Origin of the sequence: Collinsella intestinalis DSM 13280 (assembly GCF_000156175.1) — a bacterium.
Lineage (GTDB): Bacteria > Actinomycetota > Coriobacteriia > Coriobacteriales > Coriobacteriaceae > Collinsella > Collinsella intestinalis.
In genome coordinates, this window is sequence record NZ_GG692710.1 from 200,043 (window position 1) to 223,393 (window position 23,351).

A 23,351-nucleotide genomic window follows, 5' to 3' on the forward strand; every position below is an offset into this window, starting at 1 on the left:
GATGACCGACGCCAAAAGCTCTGAGACGACGCCCTCCGAGAACACCGGCGCCCGCAAGCGCGACCTCGCGCTCGTCTCGCGTAGCACCTATCTCAAGGAGAAGGGGCTGCAGTACCTGTTCTTCGCCTGCGCCTTCCTGGCCGTGGTCACCGTCCTGCTCATCTTCGCGTTCACGATGATGCAGGCCGCGCCGGTGTTCACCGACATCGGCCTGGCCAATTTCTTCAGCTTCACCTGGGCTCCCACCGAGGGCCACTACGGCATCATGTCGCTCGCCGCCGGCACTGCCCTGGTGACGGTCGGCGCCCTCGTGATCGGTGTCCCACTCGGTGTGGGCACCGCCGTCTACCTGACCGAGATCGCCTCCGCTCGTGTCCGCGCGCTCATCAGCCCCGCCGTTGACTTGCTCGCGGGCATCCCCTCGATCATCTACGGCTTTTTCGGCATGGTGATCATCCGCCCGTTCGTGGCCGACCTCACCGGCGGACTGGGATTCGGAGCCCTCACCGCGTGGTTCGTGCTGGCTATCATGATCGTCCCGACCATCACCACCCTTACCATCGACGCGCTCAACTCCATCCCCATGGGCATTCGTGAGGCGAGCTTCGCCATGGGCGCCACCAAGTGGCAGACCATCTACAAGGTCGTGCTGCCTGCGGCCAAGTTCGGCATCGTCGATGCAGTCGTGCTCGGCATGGGCCGTGCCATCGGCGAGACCATGGCCGTCCTCATGGTCGTCGGCAACGCGCCCGTGATCCCCGAGTCCATCTCGAGTCCGGTTTCCACGCTCACGAGCCAGATCGCGCTCGACATGAGCTATTCCTCCGGCCTGCACCGCACCGCCCTGTTCGGTATGGGCGTGGTGCTGTTCGTCGTGTCCGCGTCCTTGGTGGGCTTTGTGCGCCTGCTGTCGAAGATGAGGAAGGGGTAGACCATGGCTGACAACATCGATATCCATGAGGCCGCCAAAGCCGATGCCCCGGCTCTGACCTCGGCCCAGCGCATCAAGCGCGCGCTTGCGAACGGCAAGAAGGAGCGCATCTCTAAGAACGCCTCCAACAAGATCATGCTCGGCGTGTTCCGCGTGGCCGCTGCCATCACGACCCTCGTGCTCGTCGCCATCATCGCCTACGTGGTGATCAATGGCCTGCCGCATGTGAGCCCCGCGTTCATCTTCACCTGGCCCCATGGCGTCAACGCCGAGGGCGGCATCTGGCCCACCATCGTGTCCACCGTGTACGTCACGGCGCTCGCCATGCTCATCTGCACGCCCATCGCCGTGCTCGCCGCCGTGTACCTGGCCGAGTACGCCAAGCAGGGCCGCCTGGTGAACATCATCCGCTATGCGGCCGACACGCTGGCCTCCGTGCCCTCCATCGTCATGGGCCTGTTCGGATACGCCCTGTTCGTCGAGGCGATGGGTCTGGGTCTCTCCATGATCTCAGCCGCCCTCGCCCTCGCTCTGCTCATGCTGCCCATCATCATGCGCACCACCGAGGAGGCCATCCGTGCCGTGCCTCGCTACATTCGCTGGGGCGCCTACGGCCTGGGTGCCACCAAGTGGCAGGTCGTGAGCAAGATCGTCCTGCCCTCCGCCTTCGGTCGCATCGCGACGGGCATCGTGCTCGGCATCGGCCGCGCCATCGGCGAGACCGCCGTGGTGCTCTACACCATGGGCCAGGCCATCAACATGCCCTTCACGCCGCTCGATTCGGGCCGTCCCATGACCGTCCACTTGTACCTGCTGGCCAACGACGGCATCAACATGAATGCGGCATATGGCACCGCCCTGCTGCTCATGGCCATCATCCTGGCCTTCAACCTGTTCGCCCGCTGGCTTTCCCGCAAAAGCAAGTAAGGAGCACCCGTGACCGTTTACCGTAACGCGCCCGAGGCCGCGCAGAGCGCCATCACCGTTTCCGACTTCAACTTCTGGTACGGCGACTTCCACGCCCTCACCGACGTGAACCTCAACATCGCCAAGAACAAGATCACCGCCTTCATCGGCCCGTCCGGCTGCGGCAAGTCCACCTTCCTGCGCTGCATGAACCGCATGAACGACCTTATCGAGGGCACGCACATCGAGGGCACCATGCAGCTCGACGGCTCGGACATCTACGCCGAGGGCGTTGACCCGGTCGACCTGCGCCGTCGCGTGGGCATGATCTTTCAGCAGCCCAACCCGTTCCCCAAGTCCATCTACGAGAACGTCGCGTTCGGTCCGCGTCTGCAAGGCGTGACCAGCAAGAGCGACTTGGACGACATTGTCGAGGAGTCCCTCAAGCGCGCCAATCTTTGGAAAGAGGTTTCAAACCAGCTCTCCAAGGACGGCCTTGCCCTCTCCGGTGGCCAGCAGCAGCGCCTGTGCATCGCGCGCGTGCTTGCCGTTCAGCCCGACGTGCTGCTCATGGACGAGCCCTGTTCCGCCATCGACCCCACCTCCGTGCAGAAGGTCGAGGACCTTATGGTGGAGCTCGCGCCCGAGATGACGATCATCATCGTCACCCACAACATGCAACAGGCCGCCCGTATCTCCGACCACACCGCATTCTTCCTGCAGGAGGTCGCCGGCGAGCCCGCCACGCTCATCGAGTACGGCCAGACCAACGACATCTTCACCACGCCCATGGACAAGCGCACCGAGGACTACATCACCGGTCGCTTCGGTTAATGTGTAGAAACGGGCGGCGCGCCATATGCGCCGCCCGCACGCGTATCTGTTAAGGAGGCGCATATGCGCAAACTCTTCTCCAGCCAGCTCATCGAGGCGCGCCACGAGATGCTGTCCATCTTCGAGGCCATCGACCTGACCCTCCACGACGCCGTCGATGCCTTTGTGAATGACGACCGCGAGCTCGCCCGTCGCGCTCAGAACAAGACCCTCAAGATCGACGCCCGCTGCGCCAACCTCGAGGCCGTGTGCTACAACCTGATCGCCACCCAGAGCCCGGTTGCATCCGACTTCCGTCTGCTCCAGACGATCATCTACATCGACTTCAACCTTCAGCGCATGAGCGACAAGGTGCGTCGCATCGCCCGTGCGGCCAAGCGCAAGGTCAACAACGACATCGAGTTTCCTCCGCAGATGGTCGCCCTTATCGAGGAGGAGGCTGCCAGTGTCTATCGCGTGCTGGGCGCCACCGCCTCCGCGCTCGTGAACAACGATCTCGCCACGGTCCTGACCCTGTCCGAAGAGGATGAGGCGGTCCACGGCGCGTATCAGGAGTTCTTCCGCGTCTTCAATCGCACGGAGACCATGGAGGTCGCCGATGATGCGCAGATGGACGATTTCCGTCGCACGGTCATGGTGTCTCGCTATCTGGACCGCGTCGCGAGCATTTCCATGGAGTGCGCGTACCGCCTCGTGTTCCTGCTGACCGGCCAGCGCTGGAGCGCTGACGATATCGCCGAGGCCGACGAGGATGAGCTCGAGAGCCTGCGCATCCCCTCCGGCGAGGGCGTGACGCTCGACCCTGAGTCCGATGCGCGCTTCGTGTCCCACCTCGCGCTCGATGAGGTCGGTCACGATCTGGCAACTCTCATCGCGGAGCTTGCGGAGTAGGTCAAGCGAACCGTTTCGCGCGGCTTGCTTGATGATTCGTGGCAGGGATGCGGCGTCCGTCATGGCCGCCGCATCCCTGCGTTACTATGGCGTATGGTCGCGCGCCAGCAGCGTTGCGGCCATGGTACGTGGATGCGAAAGGATGTGCGATGGAAGAGGATTACAGCGCCTTCATCGAGGATCGGCGCGCGGAGATTTTGCAGCGCGTTGACGCGTCCCTCGCTGTGGGAGGCCGCACTCGTGACGAGGCGGAGCTCGTCGCCGTTTCCAAGACCGTGGGCCTTATGCAAGTACTCGCCGCCATCGATGCCGGATATCGTGTATTTGGTGAGAACCGTCCTCAGGAGCTGCATCGCAAGCTCGAGGGTCTCGAGCTCGTCCAGGAGACGCGTCCCGTGCGCTTCGACATGATCGGCAACTTGCAGACGAACAAGATCAACGCCGTGCTCGGCCGCGTCGAGCTCATCCACTCGATTGGCACCATGCATTTGGCCGAGGCCGTGAGCAACCGGGCGTTGCGTCGTTTGGACGCCGGGGAGCTTGCTGCCCCGCAGAGGGTGCTCATCGAGGTCAATGTCAGCGGCGAGGAGACCAAGGGCGGTTTTTCGCCCGACGAGCTGCGTCGCTCGATGGACGGGCTGCAGAACCTTTGTGGAATTCGCATCGAGGGGCTTATGACCATGGCTCCTCGTGGGGATAAATCCAGGGCGCGTGAGTGTTTTGCCGGCCTGCGCGAGCTGCGCGACGAGCTTCGCGTCTCGAGCGGGTTGGAGCTCCGCGAGCTGTCCTGCGGCATGAGCGAGGATTACGAGATCGCGCTCGAGGAGGGGTCCACCATCGTTCGCCTGGGGCGTGTGGTATTTGACCCATCCTTTGAAGTACTATAGGCAGGTACGCTCGCACACGGCGCAAAGAGAGGTATAACCGTGGGATTTCTAGATGACATCAAGAGCCGCCTCGGCATGGCCCAGCCCGCCGCCGAGCCGTACGGCGACGAGCCCTATGACGATTACTACGACGAGGGTGTAGACGGCGGCTACGAGGATTACCCCGAGGGTTACGGCCAGCCGGCCCAGGACTCCTATCGCGGCTACGAGCCCCAGGAGCCTGGTAACGGCATGCTCGGCCAGACGCGCCGTGGCGAGGCCGAGTCCGTCGCCGTGTACACGCGCTCCGGCCAGCTGGTGGGGGAGGCCGATCGCCATGCGACGACCTACGGCCCTTCCGCCGAGCCCGCCTATCGTCCCGGTGCCTACGACACGCCCTCGAGCTACGCCCAGGCCCAGAGCCAGCGCGCGGCCCTGTCCTCCGTTCCCACCACGGCCCCGGTGAGCAGCACCGAGGCTCGTGTGAACGCCGTTTTGGAGGGTACGCCCCAGCTTCCGGCGTACGTCTTGCGCCCCGAGAGCTATGACGACGTCGAGACCGTGGTGCGCCGCGTGCGCACCCGTCAGCCCGTCGTTCTGGTGTTCGCCGGCGTCCGCACCGAGGTCGCCAAGCGCGTGCTCGATTTCAGCTATGGATTCGCTTGCGGCTCCGGCGCCTCTGTGCGCGAGCTCGGCGACCGCGTGTTCATCGTCTTGCCGGTGGGTTGCGAGGTCAAGGAGACCGACCTTGCCAAGCTGCGTAAAGACGGCTATCTCAAGCAGTAGGAGCTGCCATCTCGTGAATGCCATCACCATTGCCCGTCTTGTTCGAACCCTATTCGAGTTCTACAACTATCTGATTCTCGGGTACGTCTTGCTGTCGTGGTTCCCGATTCGCCCGGGTAGCCTCATGGACGACATCGGGGCCGTTTTGCAAAGCCTCGTCGGCCCGTATCTCAACTTCTTCCGCCGCTTCATCCCCCCGTTGGGAATGATCGACTGGTCGCCGGTTGTTGCGATACTTGTGTTGAGTCTGCTTGAGAACTTCATTATCAGGCTAATATTGTAGGAACTGACGCAGAGCGGTCCTCGCTCCAAACCGGAGCGTCCCTCGCGTATGAAAGGATAAGTATCATGGCCATCACCCCCGCTGACATCCAGGCGCAGACCTTCTCCGAGGCCAAGCGCGGTTACGACCCCGCTGAGGTCGACGTCTTCCTCGAGCAGCTCGCCTCCGAGGTCGACGCCATGCTCAATAAGATCGTGGACCTCAAGACCCGTCTGACCGCTACCGAGCAGGAGCTCGCCGCCGCCCAGGCTCAGGCCCAGGTCGCCGTTGCCGCCCCCGCTCCGGCTCCCGCCCCCGTGGCCAGCCCCGAGTACACCGCTACCGCCAGCCAGATCTCCGCCGCCCTTATCGCGGCTCAGCAGTCTGCCGACAACATCGTCGCCGAGGCCCGCGAGAATGCCGACCGCATCCGCAACGAGGCCGACGCCAAGGCCCGCGAGGTCATCCGTCAGGCGCTCAACGAGAAGCAGAATGAGCTCGCCGAGATCGACCGCCTGAAGGCCTCTCGTGAGGAGTTCAAGGCTGAGTACCTCAAGCTCATCCAGCACTTCATGGACGAGGCTCAGAACGAGTTCCCGGCCGATCTGCTGGTCAGCGCTCCCACCGGCTCCGAGCCCGCGGCTGCTCCGGCTCCTGCGCCCGCTCCCGAGCCGATGCCCGTGGCCGATCCGTTCGCCCCGCTCCCGAACTTCGGTGCCGACGACCTCGACTAGGCATTGAATCTCGATTGGGCGGCTATTGAGGTGCGACTTCGACTTTGATTGGAAGTCGACCCGATAAAGCCCTGTTTTTACATGTCATTGAAGACGGACCCGCGTCAATCGACGCGGGTCCGTCGTTTTCGGGGTTAATTGCGCGTTTCCAAGCAGCATCGGATGGAAAGCGCCTCGGTCGGATGGACAAACGGCCGTGCCCCCGTCCTCTACTCGCGCCTTGTTGAGCTTTTTCGTATCGATACTGGGAAAGCCAATGTATGGCGGGAGCCCGCAAAGTCTCCACCTGGGGATTTGAAATGCACCGAATTGCCTCTATCCGGCTTATCTCAATTCGAATACGAAAAAGCTCAAGCTCTCACGGCCGTGCAATTGGACGTGAGAGCTTGAGCTGTTTTGCAAAGAGGGGAGATGGGCGGATGTTCGCCTAGCTGTTCTTCATCACGATGGACTCGACCGTGTCGGCGACAAACTCGCAGGAGTCGGCGCAGTACTCGAGGAAGGTGTAGACGTCACGCCAGGAGATGACGGTCAGCGGGTCGAAATCGCCGGTGTGCAGCTCGCGCATGGCGGCGATGTAAATGTCGTCGCACTCGCTCTCGATGGTGTTCACGGTGATGACGTGCTCGCGAAGGCTCTTGGAGCGCTTGAACTGAGGGAGCTCGAGTACGAGATCGTGCATCTGCTCCGTGGCGCGCATGACCTTGGCCGACATCTCAGGCGCGTCGGGGCGCATCTCCTGGATGTTGGTGAAGTAGATGCGGTGCAGGACGCCTTCGATGCGGTCGACGACGACATCGATGGCGCCGGCGAGCGTGGCGATGTCCTCGCGCTCGATGGGGGTGATGAACGCGCTGATGAGGGCGTCGTTCACGTCATGTACGATCTCGTCGGCCTCCTGCTCGATGGCGTGCATCTCGGCCACGGCCTCTTCAATCTTGGCCGGGTCGAAATCGTGCATGATCTCATCGAGCTTCTGGGCGGCCTTGCAAGCGAGCTCGGCGGCAGAAGCGAAGCTGTCGAAGTAGAACGCGTCGTTTTTCTTAGCCATGGTGGGGTCCTTTCAGGATGGTTTGAGAGGGTGTGACGGGATTCGAACTAGATGAACAGCAGGAAGAGCTTGGCCATGCAGAAGCTGATGAGACCGCAGCCCGGGAAGGTGAAGATCCAGGTCAGGAGCATGTCCTTGACCACGCCGAAGTTGATGGCGGAGATGCGCTTCACCGCACCCACGCCCATGATGGCCGTGGTCTTGACGTGCGTGGTGGAAACCGGGATGCCAGTGAGGGTCGCGAGCAGCAGACACAGGGAGCTGGAGAGGTCGGCGGAGAAACCCTGGTACTTCTCAAGCTTCACCATATCCATGCCCACGGACTTGATGATCTTCTCGCCGCCCACGGACGTGCCGACACCCATGACGACGGAGCACAGCAGCATGAGCCACACGGGGATGATCATGTTCTCGACGGAGGATTGGCCGTTGCAGAAAGCCACGCCCAGGAACAGGACGCCGATGAACTTCTGGCCGTCCTGCGCGCCGTGCATGAAGCTCATGCCCGCGGCGCCGGCGATCTGCGCCCAACGGAAAAACGTGTTGGATTTACGCCTGTCGGTGTTGGCGAATAGGAGGGTGACGATCTTGCACACGCCCCAGCCGGCGGCGAAGCCCAGGCCGAGGGAGAGGACGAGTCCGTAAAGGACCTTGACCCACTCGTTCATGTTGACGCCATCGGCACCGCCCAGGGCGATGGCCGCGCCGGTGAGTCCGGCGATGAGGCTGTGGCTCTCACTCGTGGGGATGCCGAAGACGCTTGCTCCCACGGAGTACACGACGATCGAGAAGAGCGCCGCACACAGGGCGATGAGGGCGATCTGCGTGTTCGAGCCGAAGTCGACCATGTTGGAGATGGTCGAGGCGACGCTCGCGTTGATGTGCGTCATGATGAAGACACCCAGGAAGTTGAAGATCGCGCTCATGATGATGGCGGCCTTGGGCGGCAGGCAACGCGTGGTCACGCACGTGGCGATTGCGTTTGGTGCGTCGGTCCAGCCGTTGACGAAGATGACGCCCAGCGTGAGCAAGACGGTCATGGCAAGTATTGGATTGGAAAAGACTTGCGCAATGAAATAGGAGAAGGATACGTCCACTGATACCACATTCCCATACCGGCGCATGACAGCGCCTGTTTACACAGCCCTCCTATTGTATACCTTACGCAATGCTTACCAGGGCTTAACGTCGGAATGCTTTGTAATGGTCGTGTAAGGTTTGGCAAGAGGGAGACGGGTATCCGGTTCGTGTGCGTCTATTGCATTGTTGGATGAAAAAGGCGAAGCGGGCCGATAAGCCGGGTTCTGTCGTGGACGATCATTTATCTCGCCTGCACGTCACCGTGCAGTTCTTCGCACGCTACCCGAGCGCGGGCCGGGCCGACCCATGGCGCTCCTATTCGCGCTTGCTCCGGAAGGGGCTTGCCAAGCCGCCGTGTTGCCACGACGCTGGTGGTCTCTTACACCACCGTTTCAGCTTTTCTCTCACCCGTCATAAGACGGGCAGCGGGAGTCTTCTTTTCTGCGGCGCTAATCCGTCGGGTTGCCCCGCCTGGCCGTTAGCCAGCTTCTTGCCCTATGGAGCCCGGACTTTCCTCACGCCTGCCACGAGGGCTGGTCGCGCGATCGTCTGGCCCGCTTCGCGAAGAGGTATTGTACCATGTGGCCGGAGGTCTTGCGAGCGGACGGGGCTTCACCCGTGCTCAAACAGTCCTGGGCTCGCGCGAAGGCCCCACGGGGCCTTCGGCTCGTGCGGAAGCTGCGCGCGGATGAAGCCCCGTCCGCTCGCAAGACCAAACGATCTCGGTGCAATACCGGGACTGCATTATGTTGTTGGCACGTGGCCCTTGCCGATGTGGGCCCGGTTGTGAGGGGTTATGGCTGATTCGTATTTCACGGTTCGTTCCGGCGCCGAGGTGTCGGGGGAGTTCGAGGACCGCAAGAGCCGGTTTATCGCCCAGCTCGTGCATGTCGAGTCAGTGGATGAGGCCCAGGCGCATCAGGCGGCCATGCGGGCGAGGCATTACGACGCTCGGCACAATGTACCCGCGTTCATTTTGGTAGACGGCACCGAGCGTGCAAGCGATGACGGGGAGCCGCAGCGTACGAGCGGGATGCCGACGCTCGAGGTGCTGCGCGGTGCCGGGCTCAAGGATGTGTGCTGTGTGACCACGCGCTATTTCGGCGGAACGCTGCTTGGGCCGGGTGGTCTCGTGCGTGCGTATACGGCGGCGGCGCAGGCGGCCGTCGAGGCCGCGCGCGCGGCAGGCGATATCGTCGAGATGACAAGCGTGGTGAATGTGGACGTCCCGGTGGCGTATCCCCTCTACGAGCAGGTGGTCCGTATGATCGCCGATACCGGGGGCAAGATCGCCGGCACCGATTACACCGATCAGGTGCTGATTCACGCAATATATCGCGAAGGGGAGCACGAGGCCCTGCGTCCGCTGCTCACCGAGCTCATGGCCGGCAAGGAGGTCGTCGAGGTCGGGAGGGCGCATTTCGACGAGTTCTAGGCGCCTGAGTCGCCCCGGTGTGTGATTGCAACGGAATCGGGCCCGGACCGAGGCGTGTGTCTCGGTCCGGGCCCGCTTTGCATGCGGTTTCGCATGCGGCGATGGTGGCGTTTTAAGCCTCGAGGGTGTCGACGAGCAGGTCGATGGCGTCGTCGATGCAGCCGGCGCAGCTACGCAGCGCCCCGGTGTCCGTACCCACGCCCTTGAGCTCGCGGCAGATGGTGGAGCCGTTCTTATCGCGGAACGCGTCGCAGTACGCGCGCGCCATGCGATAGGTGGCGCCCTTGCTGCCAGGTGCGTCGAAACCCGAGCTTCTCACCTGTCCGAGCGCCATGATGCCGCCTGCAATGGCGCCGCAGGTCTCGGTCATGCCGCCCATGCCCGCTCCAAAGCCCTCGGCGAGTGCGAAGGCGGTGTGGTCATCGAGTCCGAGTTTCGGCGCCATCGCGCAGATCACGGATTGCGCGCAGTTGAACCCTTGGGCATGATAGTCGGCTGCCGCCGCCTTGAGCGCTTCGCGGTCGAGCGAGATTTCATCTTTGTTGATTGCCATAGTTCTTCCTTTTCGATTGCTCTGAACGGTATACCATTTTACCTATCTGAACGCAGGGGAGGGCCCGAGTGGCCGAACCCGTATGAACGAAGGAGAGCCCATGGCCGAGCATATCGGAACCACGTGCGTGCAGGGCGGCTACCGTCCCGGTGACGCGGAGCCCCGTCAGGTGCCCATCTATCAGTCCACCACCTGGAAGTACGACACCTCCGAGCACATGGGCAAACTGTTCGATCTCGAGGAATCGGGTTATTTCTACACCCGCCTTCAGAATCCCACCAACGATGCCGTCGCGGCCAAGATCTGCGAGCTCGAGGGCGGCACCGCCGCCATGTTGACGAGCTCCGGTCAGGCCGCGAACTTCTTCGCCGTCTTCAATATCGCCGGGGCGGGCGATCACGTGGTGGCGAGCTCGGCCATCTACGGGGGCAGCTACAATCTGCTCGTCCACACCATGCGCCGCATGGGCCTGGAGTGCACCTTTGTCGCCCCCAACGCGACCGATGAGGAGCTCGAGGCGGCCTTCCGCCCCAACACCAAGTGCGTCTTCGGCGAGACCATCGCCAATCCGGCACTCGCCGTGCTCGACATCGAGCGTTTCGCCGCCGCCGCGCATGCCCATGGCGTGCCGCTGATCGTGGACAACACGTTCCCCACGCCCGTCAATTGCCGTCCCATTGAGTGGGGCGCCGATATCGTGACGCACTCCACTACCAAGTACATGGACGGTCACGGCGCGGCCGTGGGCGGTGCCATCGTGGACTCCGGTCGCTTCGACTGGACTGCGCACGCCGATAAGTTCCCCGGTCTCACCACCCCCGACGAGTCGTATCACGGCGTCGTCTACACCGAGCGCTTCGGTCTCGAGGGTGCCTTCATCACCAAGGCGACCGCCCAGCTCATGCGCGACCTCGGCTCCATCCAGAGCCCCCAAAACGCCTACCTGCTGAATCTCGGTCTGGAGAGCCTGCATGTGCGCATGCCCCAACACTGCAAGAACGGTCAGGCCATGGCCGAGTTCCTCGCCGGGCACCCCGCCGTGCGCTTCGTGCGCTACCCCGGTCTTCCCGGTGACGAGTATTACGAGCTCGCGCAGAAGTACCTGCCGAACGGCTCCTGCGGCGTGGTGAGCTTCGGCTTCAACGGTGGGCGCGAGGCGGCCGAGCAGTTCATGAAGAGCCTCAAGATCGCGCAGATCGCCACGCACGTGGCCGATGCCCGCACCTGCTGCCTGCATCCGGCCAATGCCACGCACCGTCAGATGAACGACGCCGAGCTCGAGGCCTGCGGCATCGCCCCCGATATGGTGCGTCTGTCGTGCGGTATCGAGAGCACTGATGATCTGATCGCGGATGTCGAGCAGGCGCTCGCCGGTCTGTAAGGAGACGGGAATGGCAGATCGCAAGCCCAATTCCAAGAAGCAGGCGCGTGCGGAGAAGGCGCAGCGCCATGCCGAGCAGATGGCTGCCCGCTTTGGCAAGGAGATCGAGCGCAGCCTCGCCGGCGTCCAGCGTCTTGAGGCCCCCGTCACCTCCGAGGTCGAGGGCCGCGTGCCCGAGGTCCGTGTCATGGCCGCCGACGCCGTGGCGGCGATTCTCGAGAACGGCCGTGGCCGCGCCGAGTTCTGCGACTTGGCGGTCCTCGACTTCGCCTCATTCACCAACCCGGGCGGCGGCTACATCCGCGGCTCCTGGGCGCAGGAGGAGGCCTTGTGCGCCGAGTCGTTCCTGTACAACGTGCTCGAGAAACAGGGCGACTGGTACGGTGAGAATTGCCGTCGCAATATCAACTGCGATCTCTACCGTAATCGCGCACTCGTCGTTCCCAAGGTGCGCTTCTCCCGTGAGAAGATCCACGCCTACGCCGATGTGCTCGTGGTGGCCGCGCCCAACGCCCGCCTCGCCCGCGAGGAGTACAAGGTCGACGAGGCCGCCCTCGTGCGCGCTATGCGCGACCGCATTCACTTCGCCCTCAACATCGTCGATGCGCTGGGCCACAAGCAGGTCGTACTGGGCGCTTGGGGCTGCGGCGTCTTTGGCTGGGAGGCCGAGCTCGTGTCCGAGCTGTTCCGCGAGGAGCTGGCGTCGGGTTCCCATGGCATCGAGCTCGCGATCTTCGCCGTTCCGCGCGATCGCTTCAACGAGAATCTCGCGTGCTTTGAGCACGCGCTCTCGACCTTCCCCGAGAGGAATCAGGTGAGCTTCGCCGACGCCCTCGCCGAGCGCCGTGCCGCCGAGCAAGCCGCCGCTGCCGCCGAAGAGGATGATGGGGAAGAGGACGACTGGCGCAAGTACCTGTAGCGCCGACCATCGAAGGAGAGATGCATGTCTTTTGCAGAACTGACCCGTTCCCGGTATGCCTGCCGCAGCTATGAGGAGCGCGCGATCGAGCCCGAGAAGCTCTCCGCGATTTTGGAGGCCGGTCGCATCGCCCCGTCCGCCTGCAACAAGCACCCGAGTCGCGTGCTCGTGTGCGACACGGACGCCCTGCGCGAGAAGGCGGCCAAAGCGGCCAAGCACTTCGCCAAGGACGGCAGCGTGTTTGGCGCGCCGGTCGTCCTGATGGTGTGCGAGAAGGTCGACACGGCTTGGGTGCGCAAGTACGACCAGATGGGCTCGGGTGACATCGACACGAGCATCGTGGTCGACCAGATGATGATGCAGGCCGAGGACCTCGGGCTTTCCACCTGCTGGGTCTGCCATTTCGACCCGCGCGTGGCCATCGATGAGTTTGGGTTGCCCGCCGACCTGTACCCGGTGCATATGCTCACCGTGGGTTACGCCGCCGACGAGATCGCGAGCGAGTGCGTTCGCGAGGCCCGCACCATCCCGATGTCCGATTTCCGCATCGTCCTCTAACCGGCTCATCCGACCGCTCGTCGGTCTCCGCGCCCGTTCACCTCGTCCGCCGACCCTCCCTTTCATTTTGGGTACAAGGAGCGAGATGCGCGCACGCGCCATGAGACCATACCCCGACCCGGAGAGCACGCGATGAAGACCACGACCATCACCTATGCCAGCCGCGACAACGCCTCCACGGTGCGCGCCCTCATGTGGGAGCCCGACGAGGTCGCCTCGGGGGGCGAGGCGCCCCGTGGGCTTGTCCAGATCGTGCACGGCATGTCCGAGCACGTGGAGCGCTACGAGGGCTTCGCCTCCTTCCTTTGCGAGCAGGGTTTCGCCGTCTGCGCGAACGATCATATAGGTCATGGCAAGAGCGTCTCGAGCGCCGAGGACTTGGGTCACATGCCACTCGAGGTCGGCGAGGACGTGCTCGTCGCCGATGTGCAGACGCTGCGCGAGCTCGCCCTTGAGCGCCTGTCTCAGCGCTGCGACATGCGGGTGAGCGGCATCCCGTACGTGATCTTCGGTCACTCCATGGGAAGCTTCATCACCCGCGTGTTCCTGACCCGCCATGCCTTTGGCGTGCGCGCCGCCGTCCTGTGCGGCACCGGTCATCAGCCCCGTCCCCTTTCGGCGGCGGGCAAGGCCCTTACGGGTTCATTGGCCAAAAAGCATGGCGAGCGCTACGTGAGCGAGCTCGTTGACGGAATGGGTGCCGGCGGCTACGGCAGGGCCATCAAGGACGCCGAGACAGATCTGGACTGGATCGCCACCGACCCCGAGGTCGTTGCCGAATACCAGCGCGACCCTCTGTGCGGTCAAAAGTTCACCGTCGGCGCATATCACGTGCTGACGAGCTTGGTGTCCGACGCCACGGACCTGCGTTTGGCGCGCAGGGTCCCACATGCGCTGCCACTGTTGTTCGTGTCTGGCGATCAGGACCCGGTGGGCGAGTGCGGCGCCGGCGTTCATCGCGCGGCGGAGATGTATCGCAAGGCGGGCGTTGAGAGCGTGACCGAGAAGCTTTACCCCGGCATGCGCCATGAGATTTTGAACGAGCCCGTCAAGGGCGAGGTTCATCGCGACGTGCTCGCTTGGCTGGAGCGCCAGGGGCTCTAGGCCGTTCCTTTGGGTCGGTCGCATGGGGCTGTGCCGCGTCGCTGGAAGGGGGCGCTCGAAATGGATGATGCGCGGGTTTCTCGCGAGCGTTATGCCAAATGGGCGTCGATGCCGATCGACGAGCTCGTTCGCGATTGCGATATCCAGGCTTTTCGGGCATCTGGACCCGGAGGTCAGGGCGTGAATACCACGGATTCCGCGGTGCGCATGCGCCATGTTCCGAGCGGCATCGTGGTCACGGCGCGAGAGAGCCGAAGCCAGTTTCAGAATAGGGCGAGCTGCCTGCGTAAGCTCAAAGAGGAACTCACCCGCAGGGCGCGTCCTTTCAAGAAGCGTGTGGCGACGAAGCCCGGCAAGGCGGCCAAGGCCCGAAGGCTTGCCGACAAACGCCATCGGGCACGGATCAAGGCGGCGCGCAGGCGCTATGACGGGAGTGAGTGATCGAGGTAGCGGCTACCTCGGCCAGAGCACGCTGAGCGCCGAGGGGAGCACCTCGATTGACATCTCGGCTGCACCCACTTGCTCGCCGTCGAGTTGGATGGGGTAGGTCGGGCTCGGAAATACGAGATCGACGCGTTTTGCACGCTGCAGATGCACATGCGGGTTGTGCGTGTGCCCGCCGTTTTTAGCCGAGAGAAAGACGGGCAATGCCACCGCGCGCGGCACCGGGCCGGTGGCGTAACACACATCGAACAATCCATCGCAGGGGTCCGCCTGCGGGCAGATGCGAAAGCCAGAGCCGTAAGTCGGGCCGTTTTGAATCGCGAAGATGATCGCGCGGACGCGTTTCTCGGCGCCGCCGTCGAAGCGGACGTGGGCGGGGAAATCGCGGTAGTCGCGTCCGAATGCCTTGAGGCCGCTTGCCAGATAGAGCGGGGCGCCGGTCAGGCCCGTGATTTTGCGCATGGCATGCGTGTCGATGGCAATGGCGGCGTCGAGGCCGAACGAGACGGTCTGCACCGCGTATTCCGTCCATGTGCGGGTCGTTCCGCCGCTATGGGAGCGGCAGGTGATTTCGAGTACGTCGATGGGCGCCGCCGAGCTCGTCAAAAGCGGGGAGAAATCCGTGCCCGAGACATCCGTGACATCGGTGAGGCCAAGCGTCCGTGCGAAATCGTTGCCCGAGCCCACGGGAATCACGCCGAGGGTGGGGCGCCTGCCCTCCTCGATGCGCATGAGACCGCAGGTGACCTCGTGCACCACGCCGTCGCCGCCGAGCGCTATGACGGTGTCGTATTCCGCCGCACCGGCCGCGATCTCGGTCGCATGGCGCGGGCGCTCGGTCTGCGCGATGTCGAAGGCCTCGCGATGGCAGTACATGGTGAGGAATCGCTTGAGGCGCTCGGCCGCTCCCGCCGCGGCACCGCTTTGCGCCGCGGGATTCACCACGATCAGCACTCGCCCGAGGGCGTCCATGCGGTTCACGTTCACTCGTCCATCAGCTCCTCGAGTTCGCGGCGATGGCGCTCGAGGGCACCTTCGACGGTAAGGGCGGCGTCGTCCTTGAGCCCCCTTCGCTTGGGGGTCACGATGCGCTGTGCCGGGTATACGGCCGCGTGCCCCGCCACGAGATAGCTCACAAAGCCGACGATGACAAAATACCCAGCTGCCTGAGCGCCAAACATATCGATTCCGAGCATGATGGTGGTGATGGGCACGTTGAGGGCCGCGCCGAACACGCCGACCATCCCGAGCGCCGCCACGAGGCTCGGATCGCCCATGGTGACCTGGCCGATCCATCCGCCCAGGGATGCGCCGATGCCGAACAGCGGCGTGACCTCGCCGCCCTGCAGGCCCGCGCCAACGGTGAGCGCGGTCATGCCGAGCTTGGCGACTGGATCGACGAGGGTGGTCTCGCCTCGGAAGGCTGCTCCGACCATCCATTCGGACAGGCCGGCGTAGGGGGCCATGCCGAGGCACAAGAACAGCACGGCGATCACGATGCCGCCGGTCGCGGCGGCCGCCAGGTAGTTGGTGAAGAGGCGTGCGTACAGGCGCTTGACCGTGCGGATGCAGAGGGTGAACAGTCGGGCCACCAGGCCGAACACCACGGCGGCGGCGATGACGATGGCGATGGTGCGCGCGTCCATCGCCGGAACGCGTGCGATGGATTGGAAGACGAAGTGACTTCCCAGCGCGCGGCTCACGGCGTTGCCGACGAACGATCCGGTCAGGCAGTAGAGCGCGGCACTGTAGTCGATCTTGCCCACGAAGCACATCTCCATGCCAAAGAATGCGCCGGCAAGCGGGGTGCCGAACGCCGCGCCGAACGCCGCGGAGATGCCGGCCATCATGAGGTCGCGTCGATCGTGGCCCTCTACGTGGAACAGGCTCGCCACATTGCTCGCGATGGTGCCGCCCATCTGCACCGCGGCTCCCTCGCGTCCGGCCGAGCCGCCGGCCAGATGCGTTGCGGTGGAGCACAGGAAGGTGAGCGGGGCCATGCGAACGTGGATCGGCGTGCCGGTGATGGTGCTGTCGATGACGAGGTTGTTGCCGCGCTGCGCGCGCAGGCCGTGGTTGCGGTAGAGCCAGGCTGTCGCGACGTTTACGATTGGGAGCAGGGCGAACAGCCATGCGTGGGCTTCGCGCGTTGTGGTGGCCATGTCGAGGGCGGCGAGGAACGCCCAGCCCGCGACGCCCATGAGGGCAGAGGCGAGGATGCTGAGCGCCAACACGCGCGCACTCGCACAGGCGTTGCCCGCGCCCCGACGCGCCTGCGCGCCCACGCCGTGGGCACCGCGCTTGAGCTCTTTCTGAGCCGTTTCGAGCATGCGCTTGGGCATGACGCCTCCCCTGGATCTCGTTTCCGTCAAATGCGTCCAGTATACGCCCCTTGGCCGTCGGGGCTTTGCGTGGGTGGGCGCCTTGTCCATAGGCAAACGGCGGTCCATACACTATTCTCTATTGAGAATATACGGGCGCGTATATCACGTCGGATGAACGACGGTGGATGGCGCGTCAAAACGAGGGAAGGGGCGAGGTATGGCTCGCGGAAAGAATCCCGATGCGAACATGATCCCAGTCGAGGAGGCGCGCCGCATCGTGCTCGGATGCATGCGCTCCACCGAGGTGCGCGAGGTGCCGGCGTGGCAGGCCGCGGGATTGCCGCTGGCGGCCGACATCGAGACCGACATCGATCTGGCACCCTTCGCCAACAGCGCCATGGACGGCTATGCCCTGCATGCCGCCGACCTCGCCGCCGCCACGGCCGACGGCCCCGTCGTGCTCGACGTCGTGGGTCACGAGGCGGCCGGCCATGTCTTCGAGGGCGAGGTCGGCCACGGCCAGACCGTGCGCATCATGACGGGCGCGCCGGTACCGGAGGGCCTGGACGCCGTGGTGAAGTACGAGGTCGTCGAGGTGCTCGAGGGCGACGGCAACGAGGGCTCGCGCGTGTCGTTTGCCGCGCCGGCAAAGCCCGGTGAGAATATCCGCGCCGCAGGTCTCGAGGCCCGTGCGGGCGATGTGGTCATGGCCGCCGGCGAGGTCGTGACGCCGGCGGGCGCGGGTCTACTTGCCAATGCCGGCCATGCGTTCGTGCCGGTGCATCGCGCCCCGCGCGTGGGCATCATCTCGCTCGGCACCGAGCTCGTCGATGCCGGTGCGGTTCCCGCGCGCGGCCAGATCCGAGATGTCAACGGGCCCGCGCTCATGGCGTCGGCCCGCGAGGCGGGCGCAGAGCCCGTGTTCTACGGCATCGCGCCCGACGACGAGGAGCGTATCTGCGAGCTCGTCCGTCGCGCGGCGTCTGAGTGCGATGTCGTGGTGACGTCCGGCGGCGCGTCCGCCGGCGATTACGACTATGTGACGGCGCTCATCGAGCGCGAAGGCGAGGTCCTCTTCGACCGCGTCTCCATCAAGCCGGGCAAAGCCGTGACCTTTGGCCTGCTGGGCGAGACGCCGTTTTTCGGCCTCTCGGGCAACCCCGCCGGCGCGTTCGTGGGTTTTGAGTTGTTCGTGCGCCCGGCGCTGCGCAAGATGATGGGGCATACGGAGCTCGCGCGTCCCGTTCAGGAGGCTCGCGCCACCCATGGCATCAAGAAGCGCCCGGGCCGCGCCGCGTACAACCGTGCGCGCGTGGAGCGAGCCGGTGCCGATGGCGAGCTCGAGGTGATGCAGGCACCCACGCAAAACTCCGCCTTGCTCGTGGACCTGCATCGGGGCAACTGCCTGGTCATGCTCGATGAGGATGCCGGTCGCGTTGACGCGGGGGAGGCCGTTGCGGTCCTGCGCTACGACGTGCCCGAGGGCACGGTCCTGTAGTCCGTCTGCCTCGTGCGCCCCGGGTGGGCTTCGTCCTTCGAAAAGGACGACGTCTGCCCGTTCCTCATGTTCCAAACGACGCGCTCGACGGGGGCGTCGGCGCCGAAGGGGGTTTCCATGGATATCAAGTTCGCGATCGTGACCTGCTCTGATACGCGCACCATCGAGCAGGATGAGGCCGGCTCCGCGCTTGTCGGGCTCATCGAGGGCGCGGGCTGGCACGTCGTCTCTCACGTGGTGGCTTGTGATGATGCGCGCGACATCTCGGACGCCATCCGCGCCGCGACCGATGAGCTCGGTGTGGATATCGTCCTGACCTGCGGCGGTACGGGCCTGTCTGCCCGCGATGTGACGCCCGAGGCCACGGCCGTGGTCTGCGAGCGTGACGTGCCCGGCATCGCCGAGGCGATCCGCGCGTATTCGCTTGCAAAGACCCGTCGTGCCATGCTCTCGCGCGCTCGTTGCATGCAGCGCCTGGTGCGCGGCTCGGATGGATCGTTCACCGGCCGCCTGGCGCTCGTCATCAATTTCCCGGGCTCCACCAAGGCCGCGCGGGAATGTTGGGAGGCCGTGTCCGACCAACTCGAGCACGCCATGAAGATGGCGGCCGGTGGCGGGCATTAATACATTATTCTCAGTAGAGTATTATTCTCGAACGAATATAATATGATCGACTCGAAGGGGGGGCGGCCCGGCTGCACCCCTTCTTTCATGACCGGGTCCGATCGGGGTTGCGCTCACGTGGATATCCCATTTGTTCCATTTAGGGACAGGTACAAATTGAGACGGTTGTAGGAGGACCGCAAAGATGGAAAAGACGCTCAACACGCCCGCCCGCGCTATGTCGCGCCGCTCGCTCGTCGCGTTCGGCCTCACCGCTCTGTTCGCCGGCACGCTCGCCGGCTGCGGCGCCAAGCCCGCCGATACCGCCGGGTCCACTCCCGCCAAGGCCGTCGAGCTGCAGATCTTCGCAGCCAATTCCCTCGAGAAGGCCATGCCCGAGGTCCAGGCCCTCTACACCGAGAAGACCGGCGTGACCTTTGCCGACACCCAGTTCAAGGCATCTGGCGATCTCATCGAGCAGATGCGTGCCGGCGCCCAGGCCGACGCCCTGATCACCGCTTCCAAGGGCACCATGGATGACGCCGTCGCGGGCGGGCTCGTCGACGAGGCCACGCGCCTGGACATGTTCGTGAACGATCTGGTGGTCGTGAAGGCGGAGGGTTCCGGTGCCGTGATCGCCTCGCTCGAGGATGTGAAGAACATCGAGGGCAAGGTCGCCATCGGCGATGCCGTGACCGTCCCGGCCGGCAAGTACGCCAACCAGGCCCTGAACACCATCGGCCTGTATACCGGCGCCGCCGGTGACGACGGCGAGTACGCGCCCGAGTTTGCTAGCTGCGTCGCCCTGGCCGACAAGGTGGGCACCGCCGCCAAGTACGTTTCCACCGGCGATGCGACCATCGGCTTTGTCTACAGCTCTGACATCTTTCGCTACGACGGCATCGAGCAGGCTTTTGTCTGCCCTGAGGATTCCCATAAGCCCATCGTCTACCCCGGTGCCGTTGCCGCCTCGAGCGAGCATGCTAAAGCAGCGGCCGACTTCCTCGACTTCTGCATGAACGATGCCGAGGCTCAGAAGGTTTGGGCCAAGTACGGCTTCGAGCTGTTTGCGTAAGTGCTTCCCCGCGCGCCTCTGGCATACTGATGCCGGGGGCGCGTGTTATGCGTAGGTTCGAGGGCGGTCCCGGTGACCGCCCTTATTCATGTCGAGGGTAGGAGCGTGCCATATGGGCATGGGCCGAGATAGTTGGGATCTTTGCGGGGGTTGCGCAGGCGGCATCGTGCGACGGGTCGGCGCGCTTCGGCGATTCGTCGGCGGCCGCGCGGCGCGTTCATGGGTTTTGGCCCCTGTCGTGATCGTATCGTGCGTGTTGATGGTCGCTGCCGCTGCAATGCCGGTCTCCGCCATGGCCGTCCCGACGGTACTCGAGGCTCCCGAACAACAGACTGTGGAGATCCTCGCAGATGACTCCGCTCGAGTGGATGGCGCCTCGTTTGGCATCATCGGATTTGAGCGCCTCGCCAAAGGCACGGCCCGTGCGTCCGAGGGTGCGCCCGAAGGCTATCGACTTCCAATCTCGGATTCTGCCGGCTTGGTGGTTGTCCGCGCGCCCGGTGAGGTACTCTTGCACGTCGATCGCGAGGTCGCGGCAATGTTCGATCTGGATGACCCGAGCGGCGCGGACCTATCTGCCTTGTGGTCGATGGTCTGCGCGCTCGACGAGGCCGGCAGCATGGGCGGCGCCCTGCTCTCGGAGGGAGAAGTGCCTCTCAGGCTCGTGACTGATTCCGAGTGCGTGTCCGGTGCCTTTCGGTATCGCTTCGATGCGCGTGGCGATGACGGCGCGCGCTATGTGACTGTGACATTGGCGAAGGCCGAGGAGGGCGAGGCCGGTCTGGATGCGGCGCGTGCCGCCGGCGTCGACCTGGGCGACGGCGTGTTGTGGTGCGATTTCGCCCAGGTTGTCGATGCGGGAAACATGGTCGCCAAAGACGATCCGGGCGTTGTCGGAGAGGCCCTCGCCTTCTTCTCGTCCATCGATTACCGCCCATTTTGGGTATCGCTCAAGACCAGCGGCCTGGCGCTGGCCATCTCCTTTGCGTTGGGGTTGTTCGCCGCATGGCGCGTCATGGGCACGTCGAGTCGTCTCAAGGGCGTCCTCGATTCGGTGTTCACCATTCCCATGGTGCTGCCCCCCACGGTCTGCGGCTTTTTGCTGCTCATGCTGTTCGGGCAATCCACGGCCGTGGGCCGCTGGCTCATAGCGCACGGCATCACGATCGTCTTCACGTGGGAGGCGGCGGTCATCTCGGCCATCGTGGTGAGCTTCCCGCTCGTGTACCGCACGGCTCTCGGCGCATTCGAGTCGCTCGACGGGCGCATGATCGACGCCGCCCGCACGCTCGGCTGGTCTGAGGTGCGAATCTTTTGCAGGCTCATGATGCCGCTTGCCTGGCCCTCCATCGCGGCCGGAACCGTGCTCGCCTTCGCTCGAGCTATGGGCGAGTTTGGCTGTACGCTGTTTTTCGCCGGCAACTACGCGGGCATCACCCAGACGATTCCCATCGCGATCTACTTCGAATGGATGGGCGGCAATACCGCCGTTGCCCTGTTCTGGGTGATGGTCGTGATCGCGTTCAGCTTCCTGGTGGTCTGGGGCATCAACGCATATACCGCGCGCCATCAGGGGTACCGCGACGGTGCGCATGTAGGGGTCGTCGCACGCGGGGGAGTGAGAGAGAAGACGCGCGGTCATGCCCTCGCTCGTTCGTCGGCGGGCGCGGCGGCGGATGCCGGCGGGTCCCGCGCGGCGGCTATCACGAGTTTCGATGCGGACATGGTCGTCGACGATTTGGAATCGACGGGCGGAGATGCGGCTGCCATCGACCTGTCCGCTCTGCGCGAGCTATTTGAGGACGGTGCGGCATGAGCCTGAGCATGGCGATTAAGAAACGGTACCCGGGTTTTACGCTCGACGTCGCCCTTGAGGTGGGGGAGGAGCGCGTGGCCCTACTCGGGGCATCCGGGTGCGGCAAGAGCCTCACGCTGCGCTGCATCGCCGGCGTGGAGACCCCGGACGAGGGCCGCATCGTGGTGAACGGCGTGACCTTCTTCGATTCCGAGGCGGGGGTGAACCTCTCGCCGCAGGAGCGCAAGACGGCCTTGCTGTTCCAGAATTACCAGCTGTTCCCGCATATGACGGTGCTTGAGAACGTATGCGCCGGTATGGCGGGGCCGCGACTCGGACTGGGCGGCCGCATGGACGGGGAGGCTGCGAGGCGCGAGTCTCGGGCACTACGGTTCCTCGAGATTTTCGGCGTCTCCACCTTTGCGGATCGGTTCCCCACACAGCTCTCCGGCGGCCAGCAGCAGCGCGTCGCGCTTGCCCGCATGCTTGCCGCTCGTCCGGGGATCCTCATGTTCGACGAGCCGTTCTCGGCGTTGGACTCATATCTCAAGAGCGCGCTCGAGCAAAACCTGCTCGACGTGTTCTCCGTGGTGGACCGTACGGTGCTCTACGTGAGTCACGATATCGACGAGGCGTGCCGCCTATGCGATCGCATCTGCGTGATGCATAACGGCCGCGTGGAGGAGAGCGGGACGGCAGGGGAGTTGATCGCGCGTCCGCAAACGCTGGCAGGCATGAGGCTTACGGGGTGCAAGAACACCTCGCGGGCCCGCAAGGTGTCTGACACGGTGGTCGAGGCGCTTGATTGGGGCATGACGTTCGACATGGGCCGCGAGGTCCCCGATGACGTGGCCTACCTCGGCGTCCGTGCCCGGCATATTCACCGCGACCGTGCTCGTGCGGCAGGTGAGCTCGGGCGCAACAGCTTCGATCTGCACGTGGCGCGTGTGAGCGATGCACGATTCGAGCGGCTGGTGCTTCTTGAGCCGCCACTCGGGGGGTCGCGGTCCCGCATCCAATGGAAGGTCGACATCCTCGATGCGCCCACGGGTTCTCTGCCCGAGGCGGGCGAGACGCTTCGTCTGCACTTCGATGCGAGCAGGCTGCTCTTGGTGAATCGATGACGCGTTCGGCGTCCTTTTGCGTTTCTCAAATTGTATAACACCCCTTATGACCTGCGCTAAGCTACATCTGTAGCCGCTTATCGGCGGGCTGGCGCCGTTTGCCTAAAACAAATGCCAACTTAACGACTATGAAAATAAGTTAATGACGTTGTGTCGACCGAGTGTTTCGCGGCCGAAGGGCCGCGGCTTGGAGGATT

The 23,351-nt window shown here is 64.2% G+C and carries 24 protein-coding genes and 1 other RNA gene; 19 read left to right on the top strand and 6 right to left on the bottom strand.

Features of this window, described 5'->3' with window-relative positions:
- Position 1: 1 nt before the first annotated feature.
- The 8 genes from pstC to COLINT_RS00890 all read left to right on the top strand — a co-directional run bounded on the left by pstC (position 2) and on the right by COLINT_RS00890 (position 6,210).
- Positions 2-931, top strand: coding sequence for a phosphate ABC transporter permease subunit PstC (pstC, locus tag COLINT_RS00855; protein WP_006722404.1), 930 nt, complete (start codon positions 2-4; stop codon positions 929-931).
- 3 nt (positions 932-934) lie between these two features.
- Complete coding sequence (gene pstA / locus COLINT_RS00860; RefSeq protein WP_006722405.1) at positions 935-1,858, top strand: phosphate ABC transporter permease PstA; 924 nt, start codon at positions 935-937, stop codon at positions 1,856-1,858.
- A 9-nt stretch (positions 1,859-1,867) separates the two neighbouring features.
- Complete coding sequence (gene pstB, locus COLINT_RS00865; protein WP_006722406.1) at positions 1,868-2,671, top strand: phosphate ABC transporter ATP-binding protein PstB; 804 nt, start codon at positions 1,868-1,870, stop codon at positions 2,669-2,671.
- A 63-nt stretch (positions 2,672-2,734) separates the two neighbouring features.
- Positions 2,735-3,562, top strand: a complete 828-nt coding sequence (locus tag COLINT_RS00870; protein WP_006722407.1) for a phosphate signaling complex PhoU family protein — start codon at positions 2,735-2,737, stop codon at positions 3,560-3,562.
- A gap of 149 nt (positions 3,563-3,711) precedes the next feature.
- On the top strand, positions 3,712-4,449 hold the full coding sequence (locus tag COLINT_RS00875; protein ID WP_006722408.1) for a YggS family pyridoxal phosphate-dependent enzyme: 738 nt from the start codon (positions 3,712-3,714) through the stop codon (positions 4,447-4,449).
- 39 nt (positions 4,450-4,488) lie between these two features.
- The gene (gene sepF, locus COLINT_RS00880; protein ID WP_006722409.1) at positions 4,489-5,214 is read left to right on the top strand and encodes a cell division protein SepF; all 726 of its coding nucleotides are present in this window, start codon (positions 4,489-4,491) and stop codon (positions 5,212-5,214) included.
- Between the two features lie 13 nt (positions 5,215-5,227).
- A complete protein-coding gene (locus COLINT_RS00885; protein WP_006722410.1) occupies positions 5,228-5,497 on the top strand; it encodes a YggT family protein in 270 nt (89 codons plus the stop codon).
- 65 nt (positions 5,498-5,562) lie between these two features.
- Positions 5,563-6,210, top strand: coding sequence for a DivIVA domain-containing protein (locus COLINT_RS00890; protein WP_006722411.1), 648 nt, complete (start codon positions 5,563-5,565; stop codon positions 6,208-6,210).
- A gap of 427 nt (positions 6,211-6,637) precedes the next feature.
- Here the strand turns inward: COLINT_RS00890 and COLINT_RS00895 are convergent, their stop codons facing one another.
- From COLINT_RS00895 to rnpB, 3 genes are all read right to left on the bottom strand, one after another.
- Positions 6,638-7,261, bottom strand: a complete 624-nt coding sequence (locus COLINT_RS00895) for a DUF47 domain-containing protein (RefSeq protein WP_006722413.1) — start codon at positions 7,259-7,261, stop codon at positions 6,638-6,640.
- A gap of 47 nt (positions 7,262-7,308) precedes the next feature.
- Positions 7,309-8,301: an inorganic phosphate transporter gene (locus COLINT_RS00900; protein ID WP_233418302.1), complete on the bottom strand. Its 993-nt coding sequence runs from the start codon at positions 8,299-8,301 to the stop codon at positions 7,309-7,311.
- A 237-nt stretch (positions 8,302-8,538) separates the two neighbouring features.
- Positions 8,539-8,902, bottom strand: an RNA gene (rnpB, locus tag COLINT_RS08195) — RNase P RNA component class A.
- Positions 8,903-9,137: 235 nt separating this feature from the next.
- On the opposite strand from rnpB, the gene COLINT_RS00905 reads away from it, so the two are divergent.
- Positions 9,138-9,776, top strand: coding sequence for an IMPACT family protein (locus COLINT_RS00905; protein WP_006722416.1), 639 nt, complete (start codon positions 9,138-9,140; stop codon positions 9,774-9,776).
- 112 nt (positions 9,777-9,888) lie between these two features.
- Here COLINT_RS00905 and COLINT_RS00910 read toward each other — a convergent pair whose 3' ends face one another.
- On the bottom strand, positions 9,889-10,329 hold the full coding sequence (locus tag COLINT_RS00910) for a C-GCAxxG-C-C family protein (protein ID WP_006722417.1): 441 nt from the start codon (positions 10,327-10,329) through the stop codon (positions 9,889-9,891).
- Between the two features lie 100 nt (positions 10,330-10,429).
- Between COLINT_RS00910 and COLINT_RS00915 the strand changes: the two genes are divergently transcribed.
- The 5 genes from COLINT_RS00915 (at position 10,430) to COLINT_RS00935 (ending at position 14,732) form a co-directional block, all read left to right on the top strand.
- Positions 10,430-11,710: an O-acetylhomoserine aminocarboxypropyltransferase/cysteine synthase family protein gene (locus COLINT_RS00915; protein WP_039910213.1), complete on the top strand. Its 1,281-nt coding sequence runs from the start codon at positions 10,430-10,432 to the stop codon at positions 11,708-11,710.
- Positions 11,711-11,720: 10 nt separating this feature from the next.
- Complete coding sequence (locus COLINT_RS00920; protein ID WP_006722420.1) at positions 11,721-12,629, top strand: TIGR02452 family protein; 909 nt, start codon at positions 11,721-11,723, stop codon at positions 12,627-12,629.
- Positions 12,630-12,653: 24 nt separating this feature from the next.
- Positions 12,654-13,187 (top strand): nitroreductase family protein, encoded by a 534-nt coding sequence (locus tag COLINT_RS00925; RefSeq protein ID WP_006722421.1) that lies wholly within the window; start codon positions 12,654-12,656, stop codon positions 13,185-13,187.
- Between the two features lie 132 nt (positions 13,188-13,319).
- Positions 13,320-14,291, top strand: coding sequence for an alpha/beta fold hydrolase (locus tag COLINT_RS00930; RefSeq protein WP_006722422.1), 972 nt, complete (start codon positions 13,320-13,322; stop codon positions 14,289-14,291).
- A 108-nt stretch (positions 14,292-14,399) separates the two neighbouring features.
- Positions 14,400-14,732, top strand: coding sequence for a peptide chain release factor-like protein (locus COLINT_RS00935; RefSeq protein WP_411402340.1), 333 nt, complete (start codon positions 14,400-14,402; stop codon positions 14,730-14,732).
- Between the two features lie 12 nt (positions 14,733-14,744).
- On the opposite strand, the gene COLINT_RS00940 is transcribed toward COLINT_RS00935, so the two are convergent.
- Together COLINT_RS00940 and COLINT_RS00945 are read right to left on the bottom strand one after the other, a co-directional pair.
- Positions 14,745-15,722 (bottom strand): diacylglycerol/lipid kinase family protein, encoded by a 978-nt coding sequence (locus COLINT_RS00940; protein WP_233418303.1) that lies wholly within the window; start codon positions 15,720-15,722, stop codon positions 14,745-14,747.
- Positions 15,719-17,077: a chloride channel protein gene (locus COLINT_RS00945; protein ID WP_006722425.1), complete on the bottom strand. Its 1,359-nt coding sequence runs from the start codon at positions 17,075-17,077 to the stop codon at positions 15,719-15,721. Before COLINT_RS00945 ends, COLINT_RS00940 begins: the two co-directional genes overlap by 4 nt.
- A 199-nt stretch (positions 17,078-17,276) precedes the next feature.
- Between COLINT_RS00945 and COLINT_RS00950 the strand changes: the two genes are divergently transcribed.
- The 5 genes from COLINT_RS00950 to COLINT_RS00970 all read left to right on the top strand — a co-directional run bounded on the left by COLINT_RS00950 (position 17,277) and on the right by COLINT_RS00970 (position 23,154).
- The gene (locus COLINT_RS00950) at positions 17,277-18,557 is read left to right on the top strand and encodes a molybdopterin molybdotransferase MoeA (protein ID WP_006722426.1); all 1,281 of its coding nucleotides are present in this window, start codon (positions 17,277-17,279) and stop codon (positions 18,555-18,557) included.
- Between the two features lie 117 nt (positions 18,558-18,674).
- Positions 18,675-19,181 (top strand): MogA/MoaB family molybdenum cofactor biosynthesis protein, encoded by a 507-nt coding sequence (locus COLINT_RS00955; RefSeq protein WP_039910214.1) that lies wholly within the window; start codon positions 18,675-18,677, stop codon positions 19,179-19,181.
- A 184-nt stretch (positions 19,182-19,365) separates the two neighbouring features.
- A complete protein-coding gene (modA, locus tag COLINT_RS00960; RefSeq protein WP_006722428.1) occupies positions 19,366-20,235 on the top strand; it encodes a molybdate ABC transporter substrate-binding protein in 870 nt (289 codons plus the stop codon).
- Between the two features lie 238 nt (positions 20,236-20,473).
- Positions 20,474-22,051 carry a molybdate ABC transporter permease subunit gene (modB, locus tag COLINT_RS00965; RefSeq protein ID WP_233418304.1) on the top strand — a complete coding sequence of 526 codons (1,578 nt, stop codon included), beginning with the start codon at positions 20,474-20,476 and terminating at the stop codon, positions 22,049-22,051.
- On the top strand, positions 22,048-23,154 hold the full coding sequence (locus COLINT_RS00970; RefSeq protein ID WP_006722431.1) for a sulfate/molybdate ABC transporter ATP-binding protein: 1,107 nt from the start codon (positions 22,048-22,050) through the stop codon (positions 23,152-23,154). The genes modB and COLINT_RS00970 overlap by 4 nt, the downstream gene beginning before the upstream one ends.
- Positions 23,155-23,351 lie beyond the last annotated feature (197 nt).

Excerpts from the sequence above, each read along its gene's own strand:
- pstC (WP_006722404.1), top strand. The coding sequence starts at position 2 with ATGACCGACGCCAAAAGCTCTGAGACGACGCCCTCCGAGAACACCGGC.
- pstA (WP_006722405.1), top strand. The coding sequence starts at position 935 with ATGGCTGACAACATCGATATCCATGAGGCCGCCAAAGCCGATGCCCCG.
- COLINT_RS00870 (WP_006722407.1), top strand. The coding sequence starts at position 2,735 with ATGCGCAAACTCTTCTCCAGCCAGCTCATCGAGGCGCGCCACGAGATG.
- COLINT_RS00875 (WP_006722408.1), top strand. The coding sequence starts at position 3,712 with ATGGAAGAGGATTACAGCGCCTTCATCGAGGATCGGCGCGCGGAGATT.
- COLINT_RS00890 (WP_006722411.1), top strand. The coding sequence starts at position 5,563 with ATGGCCATCACCCCCGCTGACATCCAGGCGCAGACCTTCTCCGAGGCC.
- COLINT_RS00895 (WP_006722413.1), bottom strand. The coding sequence starts at position 7,261 with ATGGCTAAGAAAAACGACGCGTTCTACTTCGACAGCTTCGCTTCTGCC.
- COLINT_RS00900 (WP_233418302.1), bottom strand. The coding sequence starts at position 8,301 with ATGACCGTCTTGCTCACGCTGGGCGTCATCTTCGTCAACGGCTGGACC.
- COLINT_RS00905 (WP_006722416.1), top strand. The coding sequence starts at position 9,138 with ATGGCTGATTCGTATTTCACGGTTCGTTCCGGCGCCGAGGTGTCGGGG.
- COLINT_RS00910 (WP_006722417.1), bottom strand. The coding sequence starts at position 10,329 with ATGGCAATCAACAAAGATGAAATCTCGCTCGACCGCGAAGCGCTCAAG.
- COLINT_RS00915 (WP_039910213.1), top strand. The coding sequence starts at position 10,430 with ATGGCCGAGCATATCGGAACCACGTGCGTGCAGGGCGGCTACCGTCCC.
- COLINT_RS00920 (WP_006722420.1), top strand. The coding sequence starts at position 11,721 with ATGGCAGATCGCAAGCCCAATTCCAAGAAGCAGGCGCGTGCGGAGAAG.
- COLINT_RS00925 (WP_006722421.1), top strand. The coding sequence starts at position 12,654 with ATGTCTTTTGCAGAACTGACCCGTTCCCGGTATGCCTGCCGCAGCTAT.
- COLINT_RS00930 (WP_006722422.1), top strand. The coding sequence starts at position 13,320 with ATGAAGACCACGACCATCACCTATGCCAGCCGCGACAACGCCTCCACG.
- COLINT_RS00935 (WP_411402340.1), top strand. The coding sequence starts at position 14,400 with ATGCCGATCGACGAGCTCGTTCGCGATTGCGATATCCAGGCTTTTCGG.
- COLINT_RS00945 (WP_006722425.1), bottom strand. The coding sequence starts at position 17,077 with ATGCCCAAGCGCATGCTCGAAACGGCTCAGAAAGAGCTCAAGCGCGGT.
- COLINT_RS00950 (WP_006722426.1), top strand. The coding sequence starts at position 17,277 with ATGGCTCGCGGAAAGAATCCCGATGCGAACATGATCCCAGTCGAGGAG.
- COLINT_RS00955 (WP_039910214.1), top strand. The coding sequence starts at position 18,675 with ATGGATATCAAGTTCGCGATCGTGACCTGCTCTGATACGCGCACCATC.
- modA (WP_006722428.1), top strand. The coding sequence starts at position 19,366 with ATGGAAAAGACGCTCAACACGCCCGCCCGCGCTATGTCGCGCCGCTCG.
- COLINT_RS00970 (WP_006722431.1), top strand. The coding sequence starts at position 22,048 with ATGAGCCTGAGCATGGCGATTAAGAAACGGTACCCGGGTTTTACGCTC.